Source organism: Alcaligenes sp. WGS1538 (genome assembly GCF_043187505.1).
Lineage (GTDB): Bacteria > Pseudomonadota > Gammaproteobacteria > Burkholderiales > Burkholderiaceae_B > Alcaligenes.
Window position 1 is genome coordinate 3,818,586 of the sequence record NZ_CP171109.1, and the last position, 17,991, is coordinate 3,836,576.

The 17,991-nt window shown below is 64.0% G+C and carries 17 protein-coding genes; 9 read left to right on the plus strand and 8 right to left on the minus strand.

All coding sequences use genetic code 11. From position 1 onward, the window contains the following. The first annotated feature begins 3 nt into the window (after positions 1-3). The 3 genes from ACF3ND_RS17840 to ACF3ND_RS17850 are packed head-to-tail and all read left to right on the plus strand — an operon-like array spanning position 4 to position 3,252. Entirely contained in the window at positions 4-882 is an 879-nt protein-coding gene (locus ACF3ND_RS17840; RefSeq protein ID WP_394062884.1) for a fumarate hydratase, read from the plus strand. Between the two features lie 13 nt (positions 883-895). Further along, positions 896-1,504 (plus strand): fumarate hydratase C-terminal domain-containing protein, encoded by a 609-nt coding sequence (locus ACF3ND_RS17845; RefSeq protein WP_394062886.1) that lies wholly within the window; start codon positions 896-898, stop codon positions 1,502-1,504. Further along, a complete protein-coding gene (locus tag ACF3ND_RS17850) occupies positions 1,504-3,252 on the plus strand; it encodes an L-aspartate oxidase (RefSeq protein WP_394062888.1) in 1,749 nt (582 codons plus the stop codon). Before ACF3ND_RS17845 ends, ACF3ND_RS17850 begins: the two co-directional genes overlap by 1 nt. Before the next feature lie 43 nt (positions 3,253-3,295). Here the strand turns inward: ACF3ND_RS17850 and ACF3ND_RS17855 are convergent, their stop codons facing one another. From ACF3ND_RS17855 to ACF3ND_RS17865, 3 genes are all read right to left on the minus strand, one after another. Then, positions 3,296-4,288, minus strand: coding sequence for a Bug family tripartite tricarboxylate transporter substrate binding protein (locus ACF3ND_RS17855; protein WP_394062890.1), 993 nt, complete (start codon positions 4,286-4,288; stop codon positions 3,296-3,298). 123 nt (positions 4,289-4,411) lie between these two features. Continuing rightward, positions 4,412-5,587 (minus strand): UxaA family hydrolase, encoded by a 1,176-nt coding sequence (locus tag ACF3ND_RS17860; RefSeq protein WP_394062892.1) that lies wholly within the window; start codon positions 5,585-5,587, stop codon positions 4,412-4,414. Positions 5,588-5,632: 45 nt separating this feature from the next. Continuing rightward, positions 5,633-5,914 carry a UxaA family hydrolase gene (locus tag ACF3ND_RS17865; protein WP_394062893.1) on the minus strand — a complete coding sequence of 94 codons (282 nt, stop codon included), beginning with the start codon at positions 5,912-5,914 and terminating at the stop codon, positions 5,633-5,635. Between the two features lie 175 nt (positions 5,915-6,089). Between ACF3ND_RS17865 and ACF3ND_RS17870 the strand changes: the two genes are divergently transcribed. From ACF3ND_RS17870 to ACF3ND_RS17880, 3 genes are all read left to right on the plus strand, one after another. Continuing rightward, complete coding sequence (locus tag ACF3ND_RS17870; protein ID WP_394062895.1) at positions 6,090-6,854, plus strand: GntR family transcriptional regulator; 765 nt, start codon at positions 6,090-6,092, stop codon at positions 6,852-6,854. An 87-nt stretch (positions 6,855-6,941) separates the two neighbouring features. Continuing rightward, positions 6,942-7,874 (plus strand): NAD(P)-dependent oxidoreductase, encoded by a 933-nt coding sequence (locus tag ACF3ND_RS17875; RefSeq protein ID WP_394062897.1) that lies wholly within the window; start codon positions 6,942-6,944, stop codon positions 7,872-7,874. After that, positions 7,874-8,908, plus strand: coding sequence for an Ldh family oxidoreductase (locus tag ACF3ND_RS17880; RefSeq protein WP_394062899.1), 1,035 nt, complete (start codon positions 7,874-7,876; stop codon positions 8,906-8,908). The genes ACF3ND_RS17875 and ACF3ND_RS17880 overlap by 1 nt, the downstream gene beginning before the upstream one ends. A gap of 122 nt (positions 8,909-9,030) precedes the next feature. On the opposite strand, the gene rpsJ is transcribed toward ACF3ND_RS17880, so the two are convergent. From rpsJ to rpsL, 5 genes are all read right to left on the minus strand, one after another. Next, positions 9,031-9,342, minus strand: coding sequence for a 30S ribosomal protein S10 (gene rpsJ, locus ACF3ND_RS17885; protein WP_003803053.1), 312 nt, complete (start codon positions 9,340-9,342; stop codon positions 9,031-9,033). A 61-nt stretch (positions 9,343-9,403) separates the two neighbouring features. Beyond that, complete coding sequence (gene tuf / locus ACF3ND_RS17890; protein WP_394062902.1) at positions 9,404-10,594, minus strand: elongation factor Tu; 1,191 nt, start codon at positions 10,592-10,594, stop codon at positions 9,404-9,406. Between the two features lie 75 nt (positions 10,595-10,669). Further along, complete coding sequence (gene fusA, locus ACF3ND_RS17895; RefSeq protein ID WP_394062904.1) at positions 10,670-12,772, minus strand: elongation factor G; 2,103 nt, start codon at positions 12,770-12,772, stop codon at positions 10,670-10,672. A 17-nt stretch (positions 12,773-12,789) separates the two neighbouring features. After that, complete coding sequence (rpsG, locus tag ACF3ND_RS17900; protein ID WP_394062906.1) at positions 12,790-13,260, minus strand: 30S ribosomal protein S7; 471 nt, start codon at positions 13,258-13,260, stop codon at positions 12,790-12,792. A 139-nt stretch (positions 13,261-13,399) separates the two neighbouring features. Beyond that, a complete protein-coding gene (rpsL, locus tag ACF3ND_RS17905; protein WP_394065867.1) occupies positions 13,400-13,771 on the minus strand; it encodes a 30S ribosomal protein S12 in 372 nt (123 codons plus the stop codon). A 423-nt stretch (positions 13,772-14,194) separates the two neighbouring features. On the opposite strand from rpsL, the gene ACF3ND_RS17910 reads away from it, so the two are divergent. From ACF3ND_RS17910 to ACF3ND_RS17920, 3 genes are read left to right on the plus strand one after another with little or no spacing between them, the layout of a single operon-like run. Further along, a complete protein-coding gene (locus ACF3ND_RS17910; RefSeq protein ID WP_394062908.1) occupies positions 14,195-14,896 on the plus strand; it encodes a response regulator transcription factor in 702 nt (233 codons plus the stop codon). Positions 14,897-14,902: 6 nt separating this feature from the next. Continuing rightward, entirely contained in the window at positions 14,903-15,997 is a 1,095-nt protein-coding gene (locus ACF3ND_RS17915; protein WP_394062910.1) for a FecR domain-containing protein, read from the plus strand. A 19-nt stretch (positions 15,998-16,016) separates the two neighbouring features. Beyond that, complete coding sequence (locus ACF3ND_RS17920; protein ID WP_394062912.1) at positions 16,017-17,984, plus strand: CHASE2 domain-containing protein; 1,968 nt, start codon at positions 16,017-16,019, stop codon at positions 17,982-17,984. Positions 17,985-17,991 lie beyond the last annotated feature (7 nt).

The following is a 17,991-nucleotide window of genomic DNA, read 5'->3' on the forward strand; positions in this document are numbered from 1 at the left end:
ACCATGACTTCCATCGACTATGCGCATATTGAAGAGGCGGCCTGCCAGCTCTACATCCGAGCCCTGAAAAAACTGCCCGACGACATCAAGGCCGGCTTCGGACGCCTGCAGGCGCGCGAACGCTCGACCCGCGCACAGGACATCCTCCAGACCATGGTGACCAATATCCAGGTCGCCGAGCAGCAGGACAATCTGCTGTGCCAGGACACGGGCATTCCCATCTACAACGTCACCCTGGGACCGGACGCGCGGGTGGACGGCTGGCGCCTGACCGAGGCGATCCGGGCCGGCTGCCGGCGCGCGACCGAGGAACACCCCTTGCGCTCCAGCGTGGTGCATCCCATCAGCCGACGGAACAACCAGACCTCCTGCGGTCCCGGCGTGCCCGTGATCCACATCGAATACGTACCGCAAGCCGGCACCCTGGACATCGAGATGATCCCCAAGGGCAGCGGCTCGGAGAACAATTCCTTCCTGCACATGGCCATCCCGGCCGACGGTCTGGCGGCGGTCAAGAAGTTCGTGATCGACTGCGTGGTAAAGGCCGGGGGCAAGACCTGTCCGCCCACCATCGTGGGGGTGGGGGTCGGCGGCACGTCGGACCTGTGCATGCACCTGGCCAAGAAGGCCGCCACCCGGCCCCTGGGGAGCCGCTGCGAAGACGAGCTGGGCGCGCAGCTGGAAGACGAACTGAGCCAGGCCGTGAACCATCTGGGCATCGGTCCGCAGGGCCTGGGCGGCGACGGCACCGCCTTTGCCGTGCACGTGGAGCTGGCCGCCACCCACATCACCATGAATCCCGTGGCGGTGAACATGCAATGCCATTCCGCCCGCCGCGCCCGCGCCCGCCTGCATGACGGGCGCATCGAGTATGGCTTCTGAACCGGAGTCCGCCATGACGCACCATATCCTGACCATGCCCATCTCCGCTGCCCAGGCCCGGACGCTGCGGGTGGGCGACACGGTCACCCTGCAGCATCGCCTGTTCGGCATCCGCGACGCCAGCTACATCGCCCTGTTCGACAAAGGCCGGACCACCCGGCTGGATCTCCAGGGCCACGCCGTGATCCATACCGCCCCCAATGTGCGCCGCGTGGCGCCCGGTCCCGGCCAGCCCGCCGGCTACCAGCCGGTGTGCATCGGCACCACGACCTCCTCGCGCATGGAACGCTTCACCCGCCAGCTGATGCAGCAGTTGGGCGTGCGCCTGATCATCGGCAAGGGCGGCATGCATGCCGGCTCCCTGGCGGCCTTCCAGGAACTGGGCGGCGCCTACCTGGCCATCGTGGGCGGCACGGCCGCCCTGGAGACGACCTGGATCGAAGAAATCGAAGACGTGGACCTGGACGACCTGAATCCGGAATCGCTGTGGCAGTTCCGCATCCGCGACTTCGGCCCCCTGCTGGTGGGCATGGACAGTCATGGCCGCTCCCTGTACGAGGACGTGGACCAGGAGGTCGCCCGGCGGCAGGCGGCGGTGCTTCAAACCCTGGGAGTGGCGTGATGGAACCGGCCGACATCATTGAAACCGACATCCTGATCCTGGGTTCGGGCGGGGCCGGGCTGTTCGCGGCCCTGCACGCGCATCAGGCCGCGCCGGACCTGCGCATCACGGTCGCCGTCAAAGGCCTGCTGGGCAAGTGCGGCTGCACCCGCATGGTCCAGGGCGGCTACAACGTGGCCCTGGCCCAGGGCGATTCGCCCGAACGCCATTTCATGGACACGATAGAGGGCGGCAAATGGCTGCCCGACCAGGACCTGGCCTGGACGCTGGTGAACAAGGCCATCGAGCGGGTCCACGAACTGGAAAATGAGCTGGGCTGCTTCTTCGACCGCAACAGCGACGGCAGCCTGCACCAGAAAGCCTTCGCCGGACAGACCTTCGACCGCACCGTGCACAAGGGCGACCTGACCGGCATCGAGATCATCAATCGCCTGGCCGAACAGGTATGGGCGCGCCAGATAAACCGCCTGGAGGAACACAGGGCCATCGAGCTCATTCCGTCGGGCGACGGCCGGCGCATCGCCGCCGTGCTGATGATAGACCTGCGCAGCGGCCTGTACCGGCTGGTGCGCGCCAAGGCGGTGCTGCTGGCCACCGGCGGCGGCCCGACCATGTACAAGTACCATACGCCCTCGGGCGACAAGAGTTGCGACGGCCTGGCCATGGCCCTGCGCGCCGGCCTGCCCCTGCGCGACATGGAAATGGTCCAGTTCCATCCCACAGGGCTGCTGGCCGGATCCGACACGCGCATGACGGGCACCGTGCTCGAAGAAGGACTGCGCGGCGCGGGAGGCCACCTGCTCAACGGCCGGGGCGAGCGTTTCATGCACAACTACGACGAACGCGGCGAGCGCGCCACCCGCGACATCGTCTCGCGCGGCATCTTCAGCGAAATGCGCGCCGGTCGCACCACGCCCAATGGCGGCGTCTACCTGCAGATGCACCACCTGGGCCCGGACCAGGTGCGGCGCCAGTTCAAAGGCATGGTGGAGCGTTGCGCCGATTGCGGCTTCGATCTGGCGGGCGGCCGCGTGGAGGTGGTGCCGACCGCGCATTACATGATGGGCGGGATCATCTTCCGCCCCGACTGTTCCACCCCATGGGAAGGCTTGTTCGCCGCCGGTGAGGACACGGGCGGCGTGCATGGCGCCAATCGGCTGGGCGGCAATGGCGTGGCCAACTCCACCGTGTTCGGCGGCATCGCCGGCGACACCATGGCGGCCTGGGCGCAAGGCCGAAGCCTGCCGGACTGGAGCCATGCGCATGTGCGCGAGGCGATCCGCCGCGCCGAACGGCCCTTCACCCTCCCGCCCGGCGACTTCAATGCCTTGCGCGAGCGCCTGGCGGAATGCATGTGGGAGCGGGTGGGCATCGAGCGCGACGCCGCGGGCCTGCGCCAGGCTGTCGGCGAGCTGGACGCGCTGTATGCGCAGCTGCAGGAAGTGGGACTGGATACGCGCGAACGCGCCTTCAACCTGAGCTGGCAGGACTGGCTCAACCTGGATAACCAGATCCAGGTCAGCCGGGTCATTGCCCAGGCGGCGCTGGCGCGCGACGATTCGCGCGGTGCTCATTTTCGCAGCGACTTCCCCCTGGTGCGGGACCTGGAGCGGTCCTGGTTTTCAGTGGCGCAGCAAGGCCCGGACGGATTGATCATCGAGCGGCGCCCGGTGCGCTTCACGCGCGTACAGCCCGGCCGGAGCCTGCTTGCGGCCGACGAGGCCCTGCCGGCGTCGGCCCAGGCCTGATGTCCGCGCGGGCATAGGGGCCGGCGCAAGCCGGCCCCGCTCCCTACTGCAGCGTGATGCCCTGCTGCTTGATGATGCGCTCCCACAACTCAGACTCGCTGCGGACCTCCTGCTGCAGTTCGTCCGAACTGTTGCCCACTGCCTGCATCCCCAGGCTCGCCAGTCGTTGCTGCACCTCGGGCATGTCCAGCACCTTGCGCGTATCGGCGTAGAGCTTGTCCACCACCGCCTGGGGCGTCTTCTTGGGTACGACGAAGGCGAACCAGCCTTTGTTCTCGAAGCCCGCCACCCCGGCCTCGTCCACCGTCGGGATGTCGGAGAGCATCTGCGCCCGCTCCTTGGAGGTCACTCCCAGCGCCCGGATCTTGCCGCTGGACACCAGCGTGCTGACGGCGCCTATATTGCCGACCACCATGTCTATCTGTCCGGCCATCAGGTCCGTGTAGGCGGCGGCTTCGCCTTTGTAGGGCACATGGGTCACCTTGATCTTGGCGGCATCGGCGAAGTTCTCGCCCGCCATGTGGACCTGGCTGCCTATGCCTGCCGACCCCATGTTCAGCTTACCCGGGTTCTGCCTGGCATAGTCGATCAGCTCCTGCAGGTTCTTGGCCGGCACCGCCGTGGAGGTCACCACCACCATGGGGCCGGCCGCCACATTGGTCACCAGGGTGAAGTCCTTGTCCACGTTGTAGGGCAGGGCCTTGTATAGGTGGGGATTGACGGTCAGATTGCTGCCCGAGGCCATCAGGATGGTCTGGCCGTCGGGCGTGGCCCGGGCCACCAGGGACGCGCCGATGTTGCCGCTGGCCCCCGGCCGGTTGTCCACCACCACGCTGGTCCCCCACAGCTCGCCCAGCTTCTGGGCCATCAGCCGCCCGACCACGTCGGTCGTGCCGCCGGCGGAAAAAGGCACCACCAGCGTGACCGGCCCGCTGGGCCAGTCCGCGGCCTGGGCGGGACCCCAGGCACAGACGGAAATACTCGCTACCGCAACCACTGATTTCAAGCGCAACAAAGCACGAAAGCGATAATTCATTTTGTCTCTCCAACAAATAATTATGGGTATGTGCCGCTGCGAGCTCTCAGGCCCGTGAAACAAGAATGGCCCCCCCGGCAAACCGGGGAAGCCATCGACTACATCCTGCTGAACCAGATCCTCCTACGCACTTTCAAACAGCCGGGTCAGGACGAATTCGCGATGCCCCAGCGCCTCGGCGGCGGTCCAGCGCCCGTTGGCGGTGGCCAGCATGCTCTCCAGCAGCAGGTCGCCGGCCTTGTCCAGGTCGATCTCGCGCTGCAGCAGCGCGGAGGTGTCCACGTCGATGTGCTCGCCCATGGTGCGCACCGTGCGCGGGTTGGCGCAGATCTTGATCACCGGCAGGATGGGGTTGCCGATGACGTTGCCCTGGCCGGTGGGGAAGAAATGCACGGCATAGCCCGAGGCGGCGCACAAGGTCACCATCTCGGCGGCGGCCGACGAGGAATCCATGAACCACAGTCCCCTGCCGCTGGGCACTTCGGCCTTGTCCAGCACACCGTCGACCCGGCAGCGCTTGCCGATCTTCTGGATGTTGCCCATGGCCTTCTCCTCGATCGTGGTCAGGCCGCCCGCGATATTGCCCTTGGTGGGCTGGGATTCGGACAGGTCGCTGGTCTTCCAGCGGTTGATCATGTCCTGGTAGCGGTTGAACATGAACATGAAACGCTCGCGCACGGCATCATCGGCGCAGCGCTCGGCCACGATATGCTCGCCGCCGGTCAGCTCCGAGGTCTCGCCAAAGCACAAGGTGCTGCCCAGCGCGTACAGCTTGTCGAAGGCATTGCCCACGGTCGGGTTGGCGCCGCAGCCCGAGGTGGTGTCCGATTCCCCGCACTTGGTCGACACCCAAAGTTCGCTGATCGGGCAGGGCTCGCGCTGCAGCGCCGTGGCGTAGTGCACGAATTCCTTGGCTTCGCGCGAGGCGCGCATGATGGTGCTGTGGTCGCCGTTGAGCTCGATGCTGAAGCCGGCCACGGGCTTGCCGGTCTTGGCGATGCCGTCCACCACGCGCTTGGTCCAGCCTTCCTCGATGCCGATCACGACGACGGCGGCGACGTTGGGATTGCTGCCCGTGCCGATAAGGGTGCGAAAGTGCAGCTCCAGGTCCTCGCCGAACTGAAGACGGCCGTAAGGATGAGGCAAAGCCAGCGTGCCCTTGATGTTGTTGGCGACCGCCTCGGCCGCCGCGTTCGAAATATCGTCCACAGGCAGGATGATGACGTGGTTGCGTACCCCCACCCGGCCATTGGCGCGCCGGTAGCCCATGAATGTGGTGTCTGCGGAAATGACCGACATAGTGATGTCCTTGAATGATTGTTCAGGTTCGTGCGGGCAGGCGAATTACCAGCGCTTGGTCTTGATGTTCTGCACATGGGCGTGGTCGCCCGGCTGGATGGGGGCGACAACCTTGCCGATGTCGACCCCGTACTTGTAGACCGTGTCGCCGACCTGCATCGCATGCAGCGCCACCTTGTGGCCGATGGGAATGTCCTGCTGGGCCCGGACCTGGATGATCTTGTCCTCGTCCATGATCCAGGCATTGAGCTCGGTGCCTGCCTTGATGCCTTCCACCACGGCGACGGCCACCGTGTCCTTTGCGTCGTGCAATACAGCGTGAATCATCGATACGCTCCTTGAATGAAAAGGAAATGCCAGAAATCGCAATTGCTTCCGGGTTGCAATAAATACTAATTAGCCAACTCATCCAAGTCAAGCATATCATCTATATGATTTGATTGTGTCAATTCCACCACGGCAACGGTAAAATGCGAGTGATCGCGCCTCAGCAGAGAAACCCATGGATAATTTCGCTCCTCCCCACCCCATCGGCGCCCTTGCGCCCACCGGCATCCCGCTTTATCAGCAGGTCAAGCAGGCCGTGCTCACCGCCCTGGCCAGCGGCGAATGGAACCAGGGCGACGCCATACCGCCCGAGAAAGTGCTGGCGGCGCGTTTCAACGTCTCCATCGGCACTCTGCGCAAGGCCATCGACGACCTGGTCTCGGAAAACATCCTGGTACGCCACCAGGGGCGGGGGACCTTCGTGGCCGAGCACGCGCACAACCAGCATTTCTTCAAGTTCTTCCGCATCGCGCGCCAGGACGGCAAGCGCTCCTATCCTGAAACCCGGCTGCAGCAGTTCCGTCGCCTGCGGGCCGGCGACGAGGCGCGGGAAAAGCTGCGTCTGGGCGCCGGAGCCCATGTCTACGAATTCATCAACCTGCTCAGCCTGAACGGCCAGAACGTCATGGTCGACACCGTCACCGTGCCCGAGAGCATCTTCATGGGCCTGGATGAAACGCTCCTGCGCGAACGCAACAGCACGCTCTACCGCTTCTATCAGGAGCGCTTCGGCGTCAACGTCATCACCACCGACGAGCAGGTGCGCATATTCGCCGCCGACCAGCTCCACAGCCGATTGCTGGGCGTGGAGCCGGGCCAGCCCCTGCTGGATGTGCGCCGGGTCGCCTACTCCTACAAGATGCAGGCTGTGGAATGGCGTCAAAGCCGCGTCAATGTTCAGGAGTACGAATACATCGGCCATGAAGCCGGCGACCATTGAACGCGTAGAATTCGATCAATTCATATATATGATATTGTTGACTTAGATGGTCAACAGCTTTAGCATGGGCTCTCGCAAGGAGAGGCCATGGACATTGTCATCAGTGAATTCATGGACGAGCCCGCCGTCCAGCGTCTGCGGGAACAGTTTTCAGTGCTGTACGACCCGGGGCTGGTCGATCGCCCACTGGATTTGCAGTCCGCGCTGGCCCGGTCACGCGCCCTGATCGTGCGCAACCGCACGCAGGTGAACCAGGCCCTGTTGGAGCACGCGCCCCGGCTGCAGGTCGTCGGCCGGCTGGGCGTGGGGCTGGACAATATAGAACAGGGGCCATGCCGGGACCGCGGCGTGCAGGTGATCCCCGCAACGGGCGCCAATGCCAGGGCCGTCGCCGAATACGTACTGGGAGCCGCGCTGCTTCTGGCGCGCGGCGCCTTCGGATCCACCAGGGCGGTCGCCAGCGGCCAATGGCCGCGCACCGCGCTGGGCCAAGGCCGCGAGATCGGCGGCCTGATCCTGGGCCTGATCGGATTCGGCGACATCGCCAGGCAGCTCAGCGCAATGGCCGGGCACCTGGGTCTGTCCGTGTTCGCCCACGATCCCGGGTTGGCGCCCGACGATCCCGCCTGGGCAGCCCATCGCGCCAGGCCGCTGGCCCTGGACGAACTGCTCGCTCAGGCCGACATCGTCAGCCTGCATGTGCCCTTGTTGCCCAGTACCCGCGGACTGATCGACGCCCGGCGATTGGAGCAAATGAAACCCGACGCGATCCTGATCAATACCACACGAGGTGGCGTGGTGGACGAAGCAGCCGTGGCAGCCGCCCTGCGAGCCGGGCGGCTGGGCGGCGCGGCCCTGGATGTGTTCGATGAGGAGCCCCTGCCCTGCTCCGAGCATCTCCAGGATGTACCGAATCTGATCCTGTCCCCTCATATTGCCGGCTTGAGCCGCCAGGCCAATACCCGCGTCAGCGCCTTCGTCGCGGACGCCGTCGCCCGCCAACTACGGAGCCCATCCTGATGAACAACCCCGCCCATGCCTCCCCTGCCGCCACTTCCCAACGCTACTTCCGGGCCGAGCTGCTGGAACTGGCCGAACAGGCACTGCTGCGCGAAGGGGTGTCCGGCCTGGCGGCCGCCAGCACGGCGCGTGCCTTGGTCGAGGCAGAAATGCAGGGCCTGCCTTCTCACGGCCTGAGCCGACTGCCGCAATACATCAGCCACATGCGCCATGGCCGGATCGACCCCCGGGCGCAGCCGCGCGTGGCCGCCGAGAAAGGCGCCGGCATTCTGGTGGATGCGCAGGACGGCCTGGCCTATCCGGCGTGCGACCTGGCCCTGCGGGCAGCCATGGAGCGAGTGGCTCAAACGGCGGTCGCCTGCGCGGCCGTACGCCGCAGTCATCATTTCGGCATGGCTTCCTATCATCTACGCCAAGCCGCCGAACAGGGCTACATGGCGTTTGCATTCAGCAATTCACCATCGGCCCTGCCGGCCTGGGGAGGCTCCCGAGCCTTGTTCGGCACCAATCCCATCGCCGCCGCCTTCCCCCGCCGGGGCCGCACACCGATCAGCATCGATCTGTCCCTGTCCGAAGTGGCGCGCGGCAAGCTCATGACCGCTGCAAGACGAGGAGAATCCATCCCGCTGGGCTGGGCGCTGGATGAACAGGGACGGCCGACCACGGATCCCCAGGCCGGGCTGGCCGGCATGATGTGTCCGGCCGGCGGGGTCAAGGGCGCAATGCTGGCCTTGATGGTCGAGCTGCTCTGTGTCGGGCTGGGGGGCGGCGCCTGGGCCTTCGAGGCTGATTCGTTCTTCAAGGCGCAGGGCAATCGTCCCAACCTGTGCCATGTCTTCCTGCTCATCGATCCCGCCGCTTTCGCAGGTTCCGACAGCTACGACGAACGCCTCGAGGTCCTGGTCGAGGCGATGCTGCAGGATGCCGACGTACGCCTGCCGGGCGAGCGCCGCCGGCATCTGACGGCCCAGGCCGAACAGGATGGCGTACAGGTTGATCCGGACATCATCCGGCAACTGCGCACGGGCAACTAGGGCGGTATCGCCCAGGCAAGCGCCTGCGCGCGGAGTCCACGTCAAAAGCGGGCTAGAATCAAAAAAAAACGCCATGCGCGAAGCATGGCGTTTTTCGATGTATGACGAATTCGTCGGCAGGATTACTGCAGAGCGATTTCGACGTCTACACCAGCTGGCAAATCCAGACGCATCAGCGCATCGACGGTCTTGTCGGTTGGATCGACAATGTCCATCAGACGCTGGTGAGTGCGCATTTCGAACTGATCGCGCGACGTCTTGTTCACGTGGGGCGAACGCAGGATGTCGTAGCGGCGGATACGGGTTGGCAGTGGTACTGGGCCACGGACAACGGCACCGGTGCGCTTGGCGGTTTCCACGATTTCAGCTGCGGATTGATCGATCAGCTTGTAATCGTAGGCCTTCAGACGGATGCGGATTTTCTGGTTTTTCATGTGTAGTCCTAAAGAACGAAATGAGCGGGGGGATGATTACCCCCGCCGAGGCCAAGGCCTATTACTTGATGATCTTGGCAACCACGCCGGCGCCCACGGTACGGCCACCTTCGCGGATGGCGAAGCGCAGACCTTCTTCCATGGCGATCGGAGCGATCAGCGAGACCTTCATCGAGATGTTGTCGCCGGGCAGAACCATTTCCTTGTCGGCGGGCAGCTCGATCGTGCCGGTCACGTCCGTCGTACGGAAGTAGAACTGGGGACGGTAGCCCTTGAAGAAGGGGGTGTGGCGGCCGCCTTCTTCCTTGGACAGAATGTACACCTCGGCGTCAAAGTCGGTGTGAGGCTTGATCGAGCCGGGCTTGGCCAGAACCTGACCGCGCTCGACGTCTTCACGCTTGGTGCCGCGCAGCAGCAGACCGACGTTGTCGCCAGCCTCGCCCTGGTCCAGCAGCTTGCGGAACATTTCAACGCCCGTGCAAGTGGTCTTGACCGTGTCCTTGATGCCCACGATTTCGATTTCTTCGCCGACCTTGATGATGCCGCGCTCGATACGACCGGTCACCACGGTGCCGCGACCCGAGATCGAGAACACGTCTTCGACAGGCATCAGGAACGTGCCGTCAACAGCGCGCTCTGGCGTAGGAATGTAGGTGTCCAGCGCTTCGGCCAGCTTGAGCACGGCTTCGCGGCCCAGAGGACCTTGGTCGCCTTCCAGAGCCAGCTTGGCCGAACCGCGGATGATCGGGGTGTCGTCGCCGGGGAAGTCGTACTTGGACAGCAGCTCGCGCACTTCCATTTCCACCAGTTCGATCAGCTCTTCATCATCGACCATGTCGGCCTTGTTCAGGAACACGATGATGTAAGGAACGCCAACCTGACGGCTCAGCAGGATGTGCTCGCGCGTCTGGGGCATTGGGCCGTCAGCGGCCGAGCACACCAGGATCGCGCCGTCCATCTGGGCCGCGCCGGTGATCATGTTCTTGACGTAGTCGGCGTGGCCGGGGCAGTCAACGTGAGCGTAGTGGCGGTTGGGCGTCTCGTACTCGACGTGCGAGGTGCTGATGGTGATGCCGCGTGCTTTTTCTTCAGGAGCGTTGTCGATCTGCGAGTAGTCGCGAGCTTCGCCGCCGAATTCCTTGGCCAGAACCGTGCAGATTGCAGCGGTCAGCGTGGTTTTACCGTGGTCAACGTGACCGATGGTACCGACGTTGACGTGCGGTTTGGTCCGTTCAAACTTACCTTTTGCCATGATTTATCCCAATCTATGTTTTACAGGAAAACAAAAAAAGTTGAGCAGCCCGCTTGAAGCGGGCTGTTGTTGCTATTACTTGCCGCGAGCGCTGATGACTTCGTCGGCCACGTTCTTAGGAGCTTCAGCATATTGCTTGAATTCCATCGTGTACGTGGCGCGACCTTGCGTTTGCGAACGCAGGCTGGTCGAGTAGCCGAACATTTCGGCCAGAGGAACTTCGGCCTTGATGATCTTGCCGCCGCCCACAATGTCGTCCATGCCCTGAACCATACCGCGGCGAGACGACAGGTCGCCCATCACGGTACCGGCGTACTCTTCAGGCGTTTCGACTTCAACGGCCATGGTAGGCTCCAGCAGAACTGGGGAAGCCTTGCGCATACCTTCCTTGAACGCCATCGAAGCAGCCATGCGGAACGCGTTTTCGTTCGAGTCCACATCGTGGTAGGAACCGAAGAACAGCGTTGCCTTGACGTCGACCACTGGGTAACCGGCGACCACGCCGGCGTGCAGGGTTTCCTGGATGCCCTTGTCCACGGCGGGGATGTATTCGCGAGGAACCACACCGCCCTTGATGGCGTCGACGAACTCGTAGCCGCCGCCGGCTTCCAGGGGCTCGAGCTTGAGCACCACGTGGCCGTACTGACCGCGACCGCCGGACTGCTTGACGAACTTGCCTTCGACTTCTTCGCAGGTCTTGCGGATGGTTTCGCGGTAGGCCACCTGAGGCTTGCCCACGTTGGCTTCCACGCCGAATTCACGGCGCATGCGGTCCACCAGAACTTCCAGGTGCAGCTCGCCCATGCCGGAGATGATGGTCTGGCCGGATTCTTCGTCGCTGCTGACGCGGAAGGAAGGATCCTCCTGGGCCAGACGGGACAGGGCCACGCCCATTTTCTCCTGGTCGGACTTGGTCTTGGGTTCGACGGCCTGGGAAATCACAGGCTCGGGGAACTCCATGCGCTCCAGAATGATGTGCTGGTTGGCGTCGCACAGGGTTTCACCCGTGGTCACGTCCTTCAGGCCCACCACGGCGGCGATGTCGCCGGCAACCAGTTCCTTCAGTTCGGTACGGTTGTTGGCGTGCATCTGCAGAATACGGCCGATACGCTCTTTCTTGCCCTTGATGGGGTTGTAGACGGTATCGCCCGAGCTCAGCACGCCCGAGTACACGCGCACGAAGGTCAGCTGGCCGACGAAGGGGTCGGTCATCAGCTTGAACGCCAGTGCGGACATGGGCTCGTCGTCCAGGGCCTTGCGATGGATCACGTTGCCGTCGTCGTCCGTGCCTTCGACGGGTGGAATGTCCACTGGGGAAGGCAGGTAGTCGATCACGGCGTCCAGCATGCGCTGCACACCCTTGTTCTTGAAGGCGGTGCCGCACAGCATGGGCTGGATTTCGCAGGCGATGGTGCGCATGCGCAGACCCAGATTGATGTCCTCTTCGGAGAGTTCACCGTTTTCCAGGTACTTGTTCATCAGGTCTTCGCTGGCCTCGGCAGCCGACTCGACCATCTTCTCGCGCCATTCTTCGGCTTGCGCCTGCAGTTCGGCGGGGATGTCCTTGTACTCGAACTTCACGCCCTGGCTGGCTTCGTCCCAGATGATGGCTTTCATCTTGATCAGGTCGACCACGCCTTCGAAGGTGTCTTCGGCGCCGATCGGGATGACCACGGGCACGGGATGGGCCTTCAGGCGCAGCTTCAGCTGGTCGTAGACCTTGAAGAAGTTGGCGCCGGTGCGGTCCATCTTGTTCACGAAGGCCAGGCGAGGCACGCCGTACTTGTTGGCTTGGCGCCACACGGTCTCGGACTGGGGCTGAACGCCGCCCACGGCGCAGTACACCATGCAGGCGCCGTCCAGCACGCGCATGGAACGCTCGACCTCGATGGTGAAGTCAACGTGACCGGGGGTATCGATGATGTTGATGCGATGTTCGGGGTAGTTGCCCGCCATGCCACGCCAGAAGGCGGTCGTGGCGGCCGAGGTGATGGTGATCCCGCGCTCTTGCTCTTGCTCCATCCAGTCCATGGTGGCGGAACCTTCGTGGGTTTCGCCCAGCTTGTGGTTCACGCCGGTGTAGAACAGGATGCGCTCGGACGTCGTGGTCTTGCCGGCGTCGATGTGAGCCGAGATACCAATATTGCGATAGCGCTGGATAGGGGTTTTGCGGGCCATGGTTGTATGTCCTCAGATTACCAACGGAAATGGCTGAATGCCTTGTTGGCATCGGCCATCTTGTGCGTGTCTTCGCGCTTCTTCATTGCGCCGCCACGACCTTCAGCCGCATCGGCCAATTCACCGGCCAGGCGCAGGTCCATCGACTTTTCGCCACGCTTCTTGGCGGCTTCACGCACCCAGCGCATGGCCAGAGCCAGACGGCGGACGGGACGCACTTCGACAGGAACCTGGTAGTTCGCGCCACCAACACGGCGGCTTTTAACTTCAACAATCGGTTTGACGTTGTTGATGGCAGCGTTAAACACTTCGAGCGGATCTTTGCCGGTCTTCTGCGCAATTTGTTCGAGCGCGCCATAAACAATACGTTCGGCAACAGCTTTCTTGCCGGACAGCATGACCACGTTCATGAATTTGGCCAGCTCGACGCTGCCGAATTTCGGGTCAGGTAGGATTTCACGTTTGGGTACTTCGCGACGGCGAGGCATTTTAATTTCCTTGTGACTATTCAGTTGAACCGCTTGCTGCGGCCTCGGTCATTCATGACAAACGACCACTTACCTACCATGGCGCTGGGCCACGGTCGCACGGATCCGGATCAGTGACACTGATCGGCGGACGCATGGATTACTTGGGACGCTTCGCGCCGTACTTGGAACGAGCTTGCTTACGATCTTTGACGCCTTGCAGGTCCAGGGCGCCGCGGACGATGTGGTAGCGAACACCAGGCAAGTCCTTGACACGACCACCGCGGACCAGAACGACCGAGTGTTCCTGCAGGTTGTGGCCTTCGCCGCCGATGTAGGAGATGACTTCGAAGCCGTTGGTCAGACGCACTTTGGCGACTTTACGCAGAGCGGAGTTAGGCTTCTTGGGGGTCGTGGTGTAGACACGTGTGCAAACACCACGGCGCTGTGGGCAGTTCTCGAGCGCAGGGCTCTTGCTGCTTGCGCGACTGACTTCGCGCGGCTTGCGCACGAGTTGGCTAATGGTTGGCATGACCTTTACGTATCCTATAACGTATTTTACGTACTGGTTGACGTACTGTTTCTGGAAAACGCCTTCCAGAGGCAGGATTGGCAACCCTGCTACCGGAGCGGCTTTGCGCAATACCGCTCCCCATAAAATACGAAAAAGAGCGGTCTTGCACATGGCTTGGGCTTGACTGGAAACGCGCTTCAAGCACGCCTGCAACTGCAAACCCGACAGCTGCAAAACAAATTACTACAAGGAGTACCGGCAAAGGATCCTTAAGTAAGCTCTAGAATTTACCACGGTAAACCCTTATAGGTCAACGATTTGGCTGTTGCCCGACGCCATTCGCGTTGCGGAGCCGCACGGATGGACACACTTGGTCACCATCTGGGCGCATGTAGTTATACTTCAGGACTATTGCACCTCTGCGACAAGGACAATACCCCCATGATCATCGCTTCCCTGGAAGACGACCTCGTCCAGGCCGAACTGATTGCACGGATACTGGCCGAGGCCGGTTATGAGTGCCGCTCCTACAATCAGGGCAAAAGCCTGTTGGCCGCGCTGGCCAAGCCCCATGACTTCGACCTGCTGCTCCTGGACTGGGAGCTGCCGGACGTCAGCGGCCTGGATGTGCTGCGCTGGGTGCGCGCCAACCTGGGTCACGCCCTGCCCGTCATCTTCCTGACCAGTCGCACGCAGGAAGAGGATCTGGTCACCGGCCTGCAGGCCGGCGCCGACGACTATATCCAGAAGCCCCTGCGCAAAGGCGAACTGATCGCCCGCGTGCACGCCATGACCCGGCGTCTGAACCTGGCCGCCCCCGTGCAGGACAGCCGCTTCTCCTTCGGCGGCTACGACATCGACCCCGAGCACGGCCAGATTTCCCTGAACGGCCAGGCCGTCACCCTGGCGCCCAAGGAATTCGAGCTGGCCCTGCTGCTGTTTCGCAATCCCGGGCGGCTGTTCTCGCGCGACGTGCTCAGTTCGGCCGTCTGGAACCGGGAGATCCCGGCCACCTCGCGCACCCTGGACACCCATCTTTCCAACATCCGCCGCAAGCTGCAGCTACGCCCCGAAAACGGCGTGCGCCTGACCGCCTCCTACGCCCTGGGCTATCGCCTGGAGCTTCTGTCCGACAACACCTGATCTCCTATGACGATTACATTGCGTTCTGCCGCCCTACTGGCCAGCGGCCTGCTCTGGGGAAGCGCCGTGCTGGCCCAGCCCTCGGGCGCCCGCGGCGAAGACTTCATCTACAAAGTCCTGTCGGGCGATACGCTGCTGGACATCGCCAACACCTACACCCGCCAGGGCCGCAACTGGTCCGAGATCCAGCAGCTCAACGCCGTGGCCGACCCGACCCGCCTGCCCATCGGCAAGGAACTGCGCATTCCCTTTCGCCTGATTCCCGAAGTGGACGCCCCGGCCCGCATCGTCCACCAGACCGGCCAGGTCCAGGTCAACGGCCAGCCGCTGGAGCGCGGCCTCACCCACCTGAAGGAAGGCGACCAGATCCGCACGGGCGACAATGGCTACCTGACCCTGGAGCTGCAGGACGGCAGCCAGGTCAGCATCCCGGCCGCGGCCGCCCTGAGCGTCACGCGCATGCGCGTCTTCGAAGGCACGGGGCTGATCGACTCGGTGGTCGCCCTGGACCGCGGCGACGTCGAATCGCGCGTCTCCCCGGAGCAGACCGGCGTGGGCCGCTTCGAAGTCCGTACCCCGGTCAGCATCACCGGCGTGCGCGGCACCGAACTGCGCGTACGCACGCAGGACGGCCAGGCCCACAGCGAGGTGCTGGAAGGCCGCGCCGAACTGGGCACCCGCCAGCAGGCCTCCCCTACCGCCCTGAAGCAGAACCAGGGCGCGGCCGTGGCCCGGGACGGCCGCATCATTGCGGTGGCGCCATTGCTGCCCGCCCCGCAAGTCTCCGTTCCCCAGCGCCAGGGCGGACGCTGGAGCAGCACCATAGAGCCCGTGCCCGGCGCACAAGCCTACCTGGTGCAGACGGCGCTGGACCCGCGCGGCGCCATGCTGCTCTCGCGCAGCACCACGACCGATACCGACATCCAGTTCCGCGCGCCGCGCCCCGGCACCTACTATGTCATGGTGCGCGCCATCGACAGCCACGGCCTGATGGGGCCGGACACGATACGGAGTTTCGAAGGCGCCGCCGCTCTGTCCAGCTCCGACGGAGAGCCCATCGTCAGCGGCTCGGGCGATCCCATCCTGCTGACCGAGTTCTGAAGCGCGGACGGCGCGCGCCATGCCCAGCACCGCTGCCTTGAACACCCGCCTGCTGTCCGACCAGGTCCGCAAGGAATGGCGCCTGGTGTCCGCGCTGCTTGTGCTGCTCACCCTGCTGTTCAGCTCCCTGCATGATGACTTCGCGCTGGGCCGGCTGAACAACCTGGTCTACGACTTCACCATGGCGGCCGCGCCTCCCCAGGCCTCGCCCGAAGACATCGTCATCATCGCCATCGACGACAGCAGCATCAACGCCCTGGGCTACTGGCCCTGGCGGCGCAATATCCACGCGCAATTGGTGGACAAGCTGGACCAGGCCCGCGCCGTGGGCATGGACCTGGTCTTCCAGGAGCCGAACCCGGCCTATCCCGAAGACGACCAACTGCTGGCCCAGGCCATACGCCAGCATGGCCGTATCGTGCTGCCGCTGGTCTATGACCCGAAGCGCGACGAGATCAACACGCCGCTGCCCATGCTGAACGCCGCGGTCAAAGCCAACGGCTACATCAACATCGACCCCGACCCCGACGGCGTGGTGCGCCGCGTCACGCTGCGCCACATCCAGCCCTCGGGCCGCGTGCTGCCGCATTTCTCGCTGGCCATGCTGCTGGCCGGCGGCGAGGTCGCCCAGGCCATGCTCGCCCTGGACCCCGGGACGCTGGCCACGCATTACATCCCCTATGCGGGCCGCCCGGGTCACTTCCAGACCGTGCCCTACATCGACGTGCTGCGCGGCGCCATCCCGCCCGCCTTCTTCAAGGACAAGTACGTGCTGATCGGCGCCTGGGGAAGCGGTCTGGGCGACGTCTTCCCCACGCCCATGTCCAAGGCCGGCATGGCCACCATGTCCGGCGTGGAAATCCTGGCCAACAGCCTGCTGTCGGCGCGCGAGAACAGCTGGGTGCGCATTCCGCCGGCCTGGGCCATCGCCCTGGCCTGCTGCCTGCCGGTGCTGCTGGCCTGCCGCGTGCTGATCGCCCTGTCGCCGCGCGCGACCTTGCTCTGCCTTCTGGGCCTGTTGCTGGGCATACTGGCGGTCAACTGGGCGGCCATGCACCTGTTCAATCTGTGGGTCCCGCCCATGGCCAGCCTGATCACCGTGATGCTGGCCTATCCGCTCTGGCATTGGCGCAGCCAGGAAGCTGCGCTGCGCCAGGTGACGCAGGAGCTGAACAAGCTGCAGCTGGATCATCCGGATGTGCGCGTGGCGCTCAGCGAGCGACAGCCTGGAATGGGCTCGCACAATCTGCCGCACCGCCTGACCCAGCTGCACAAGTCCATCGAGCTGCTGCGGCTGGCCCAGACCAAGCGCGAAGAAACCCTGCGATTCATTTCGCACGACATGCGCGCGCCGCAGAACTCCATCCTGGCTCTGGCCTCGCTGCAGCGCCAGCCCGACAGCCGCCTGCCGCCCGATGAACTGCTGAGAAAAATGGAAGGCTACGCGGGCCAGACGCTGGAGCTGGTGGACAATTTCATCGGCCTGGCGCGCGCCGAGGCCATGGAGATGACCCTGACGCCGCTGAATCTGCCCGATCTGCTGGCTGACTGCCTGGACGACGCCTGGGCGGCCGCCAGCAAACGGAGCATCGGATTGCGCCAGGACGACACTGACCAGGCCTGGATAGAAGGCAATGCCCCCATGCTGCGCCGAGCCTTCACCAACCTGATCCAGAACGCCATCAAGTATGGCCCTGACGGCAACCGGGTGGAGATCTCGATCACTGCGCAGGGCGGCACGCTCCAGGTATGCGTGCGTGATCACGGCTGGGGCATTCCGCTGGAGCACCAGGCCGATATTTTCGAACCCTACCGCCGCGCCCACGAAGACCAGGCCGAGTCGCCCTCGGGCAGCGGCCTGGGCCTGGCCTTCGTCAAGACCGTGATCAACAAGCACGCCGGCCTGATCGAACTGCACAGCGAGCCGGGCGAAGGCTGCTCCTTCACTGTCACCCTGCCTGCCATCGAGCCGCCTGCAGAGCACTGACCGGCTT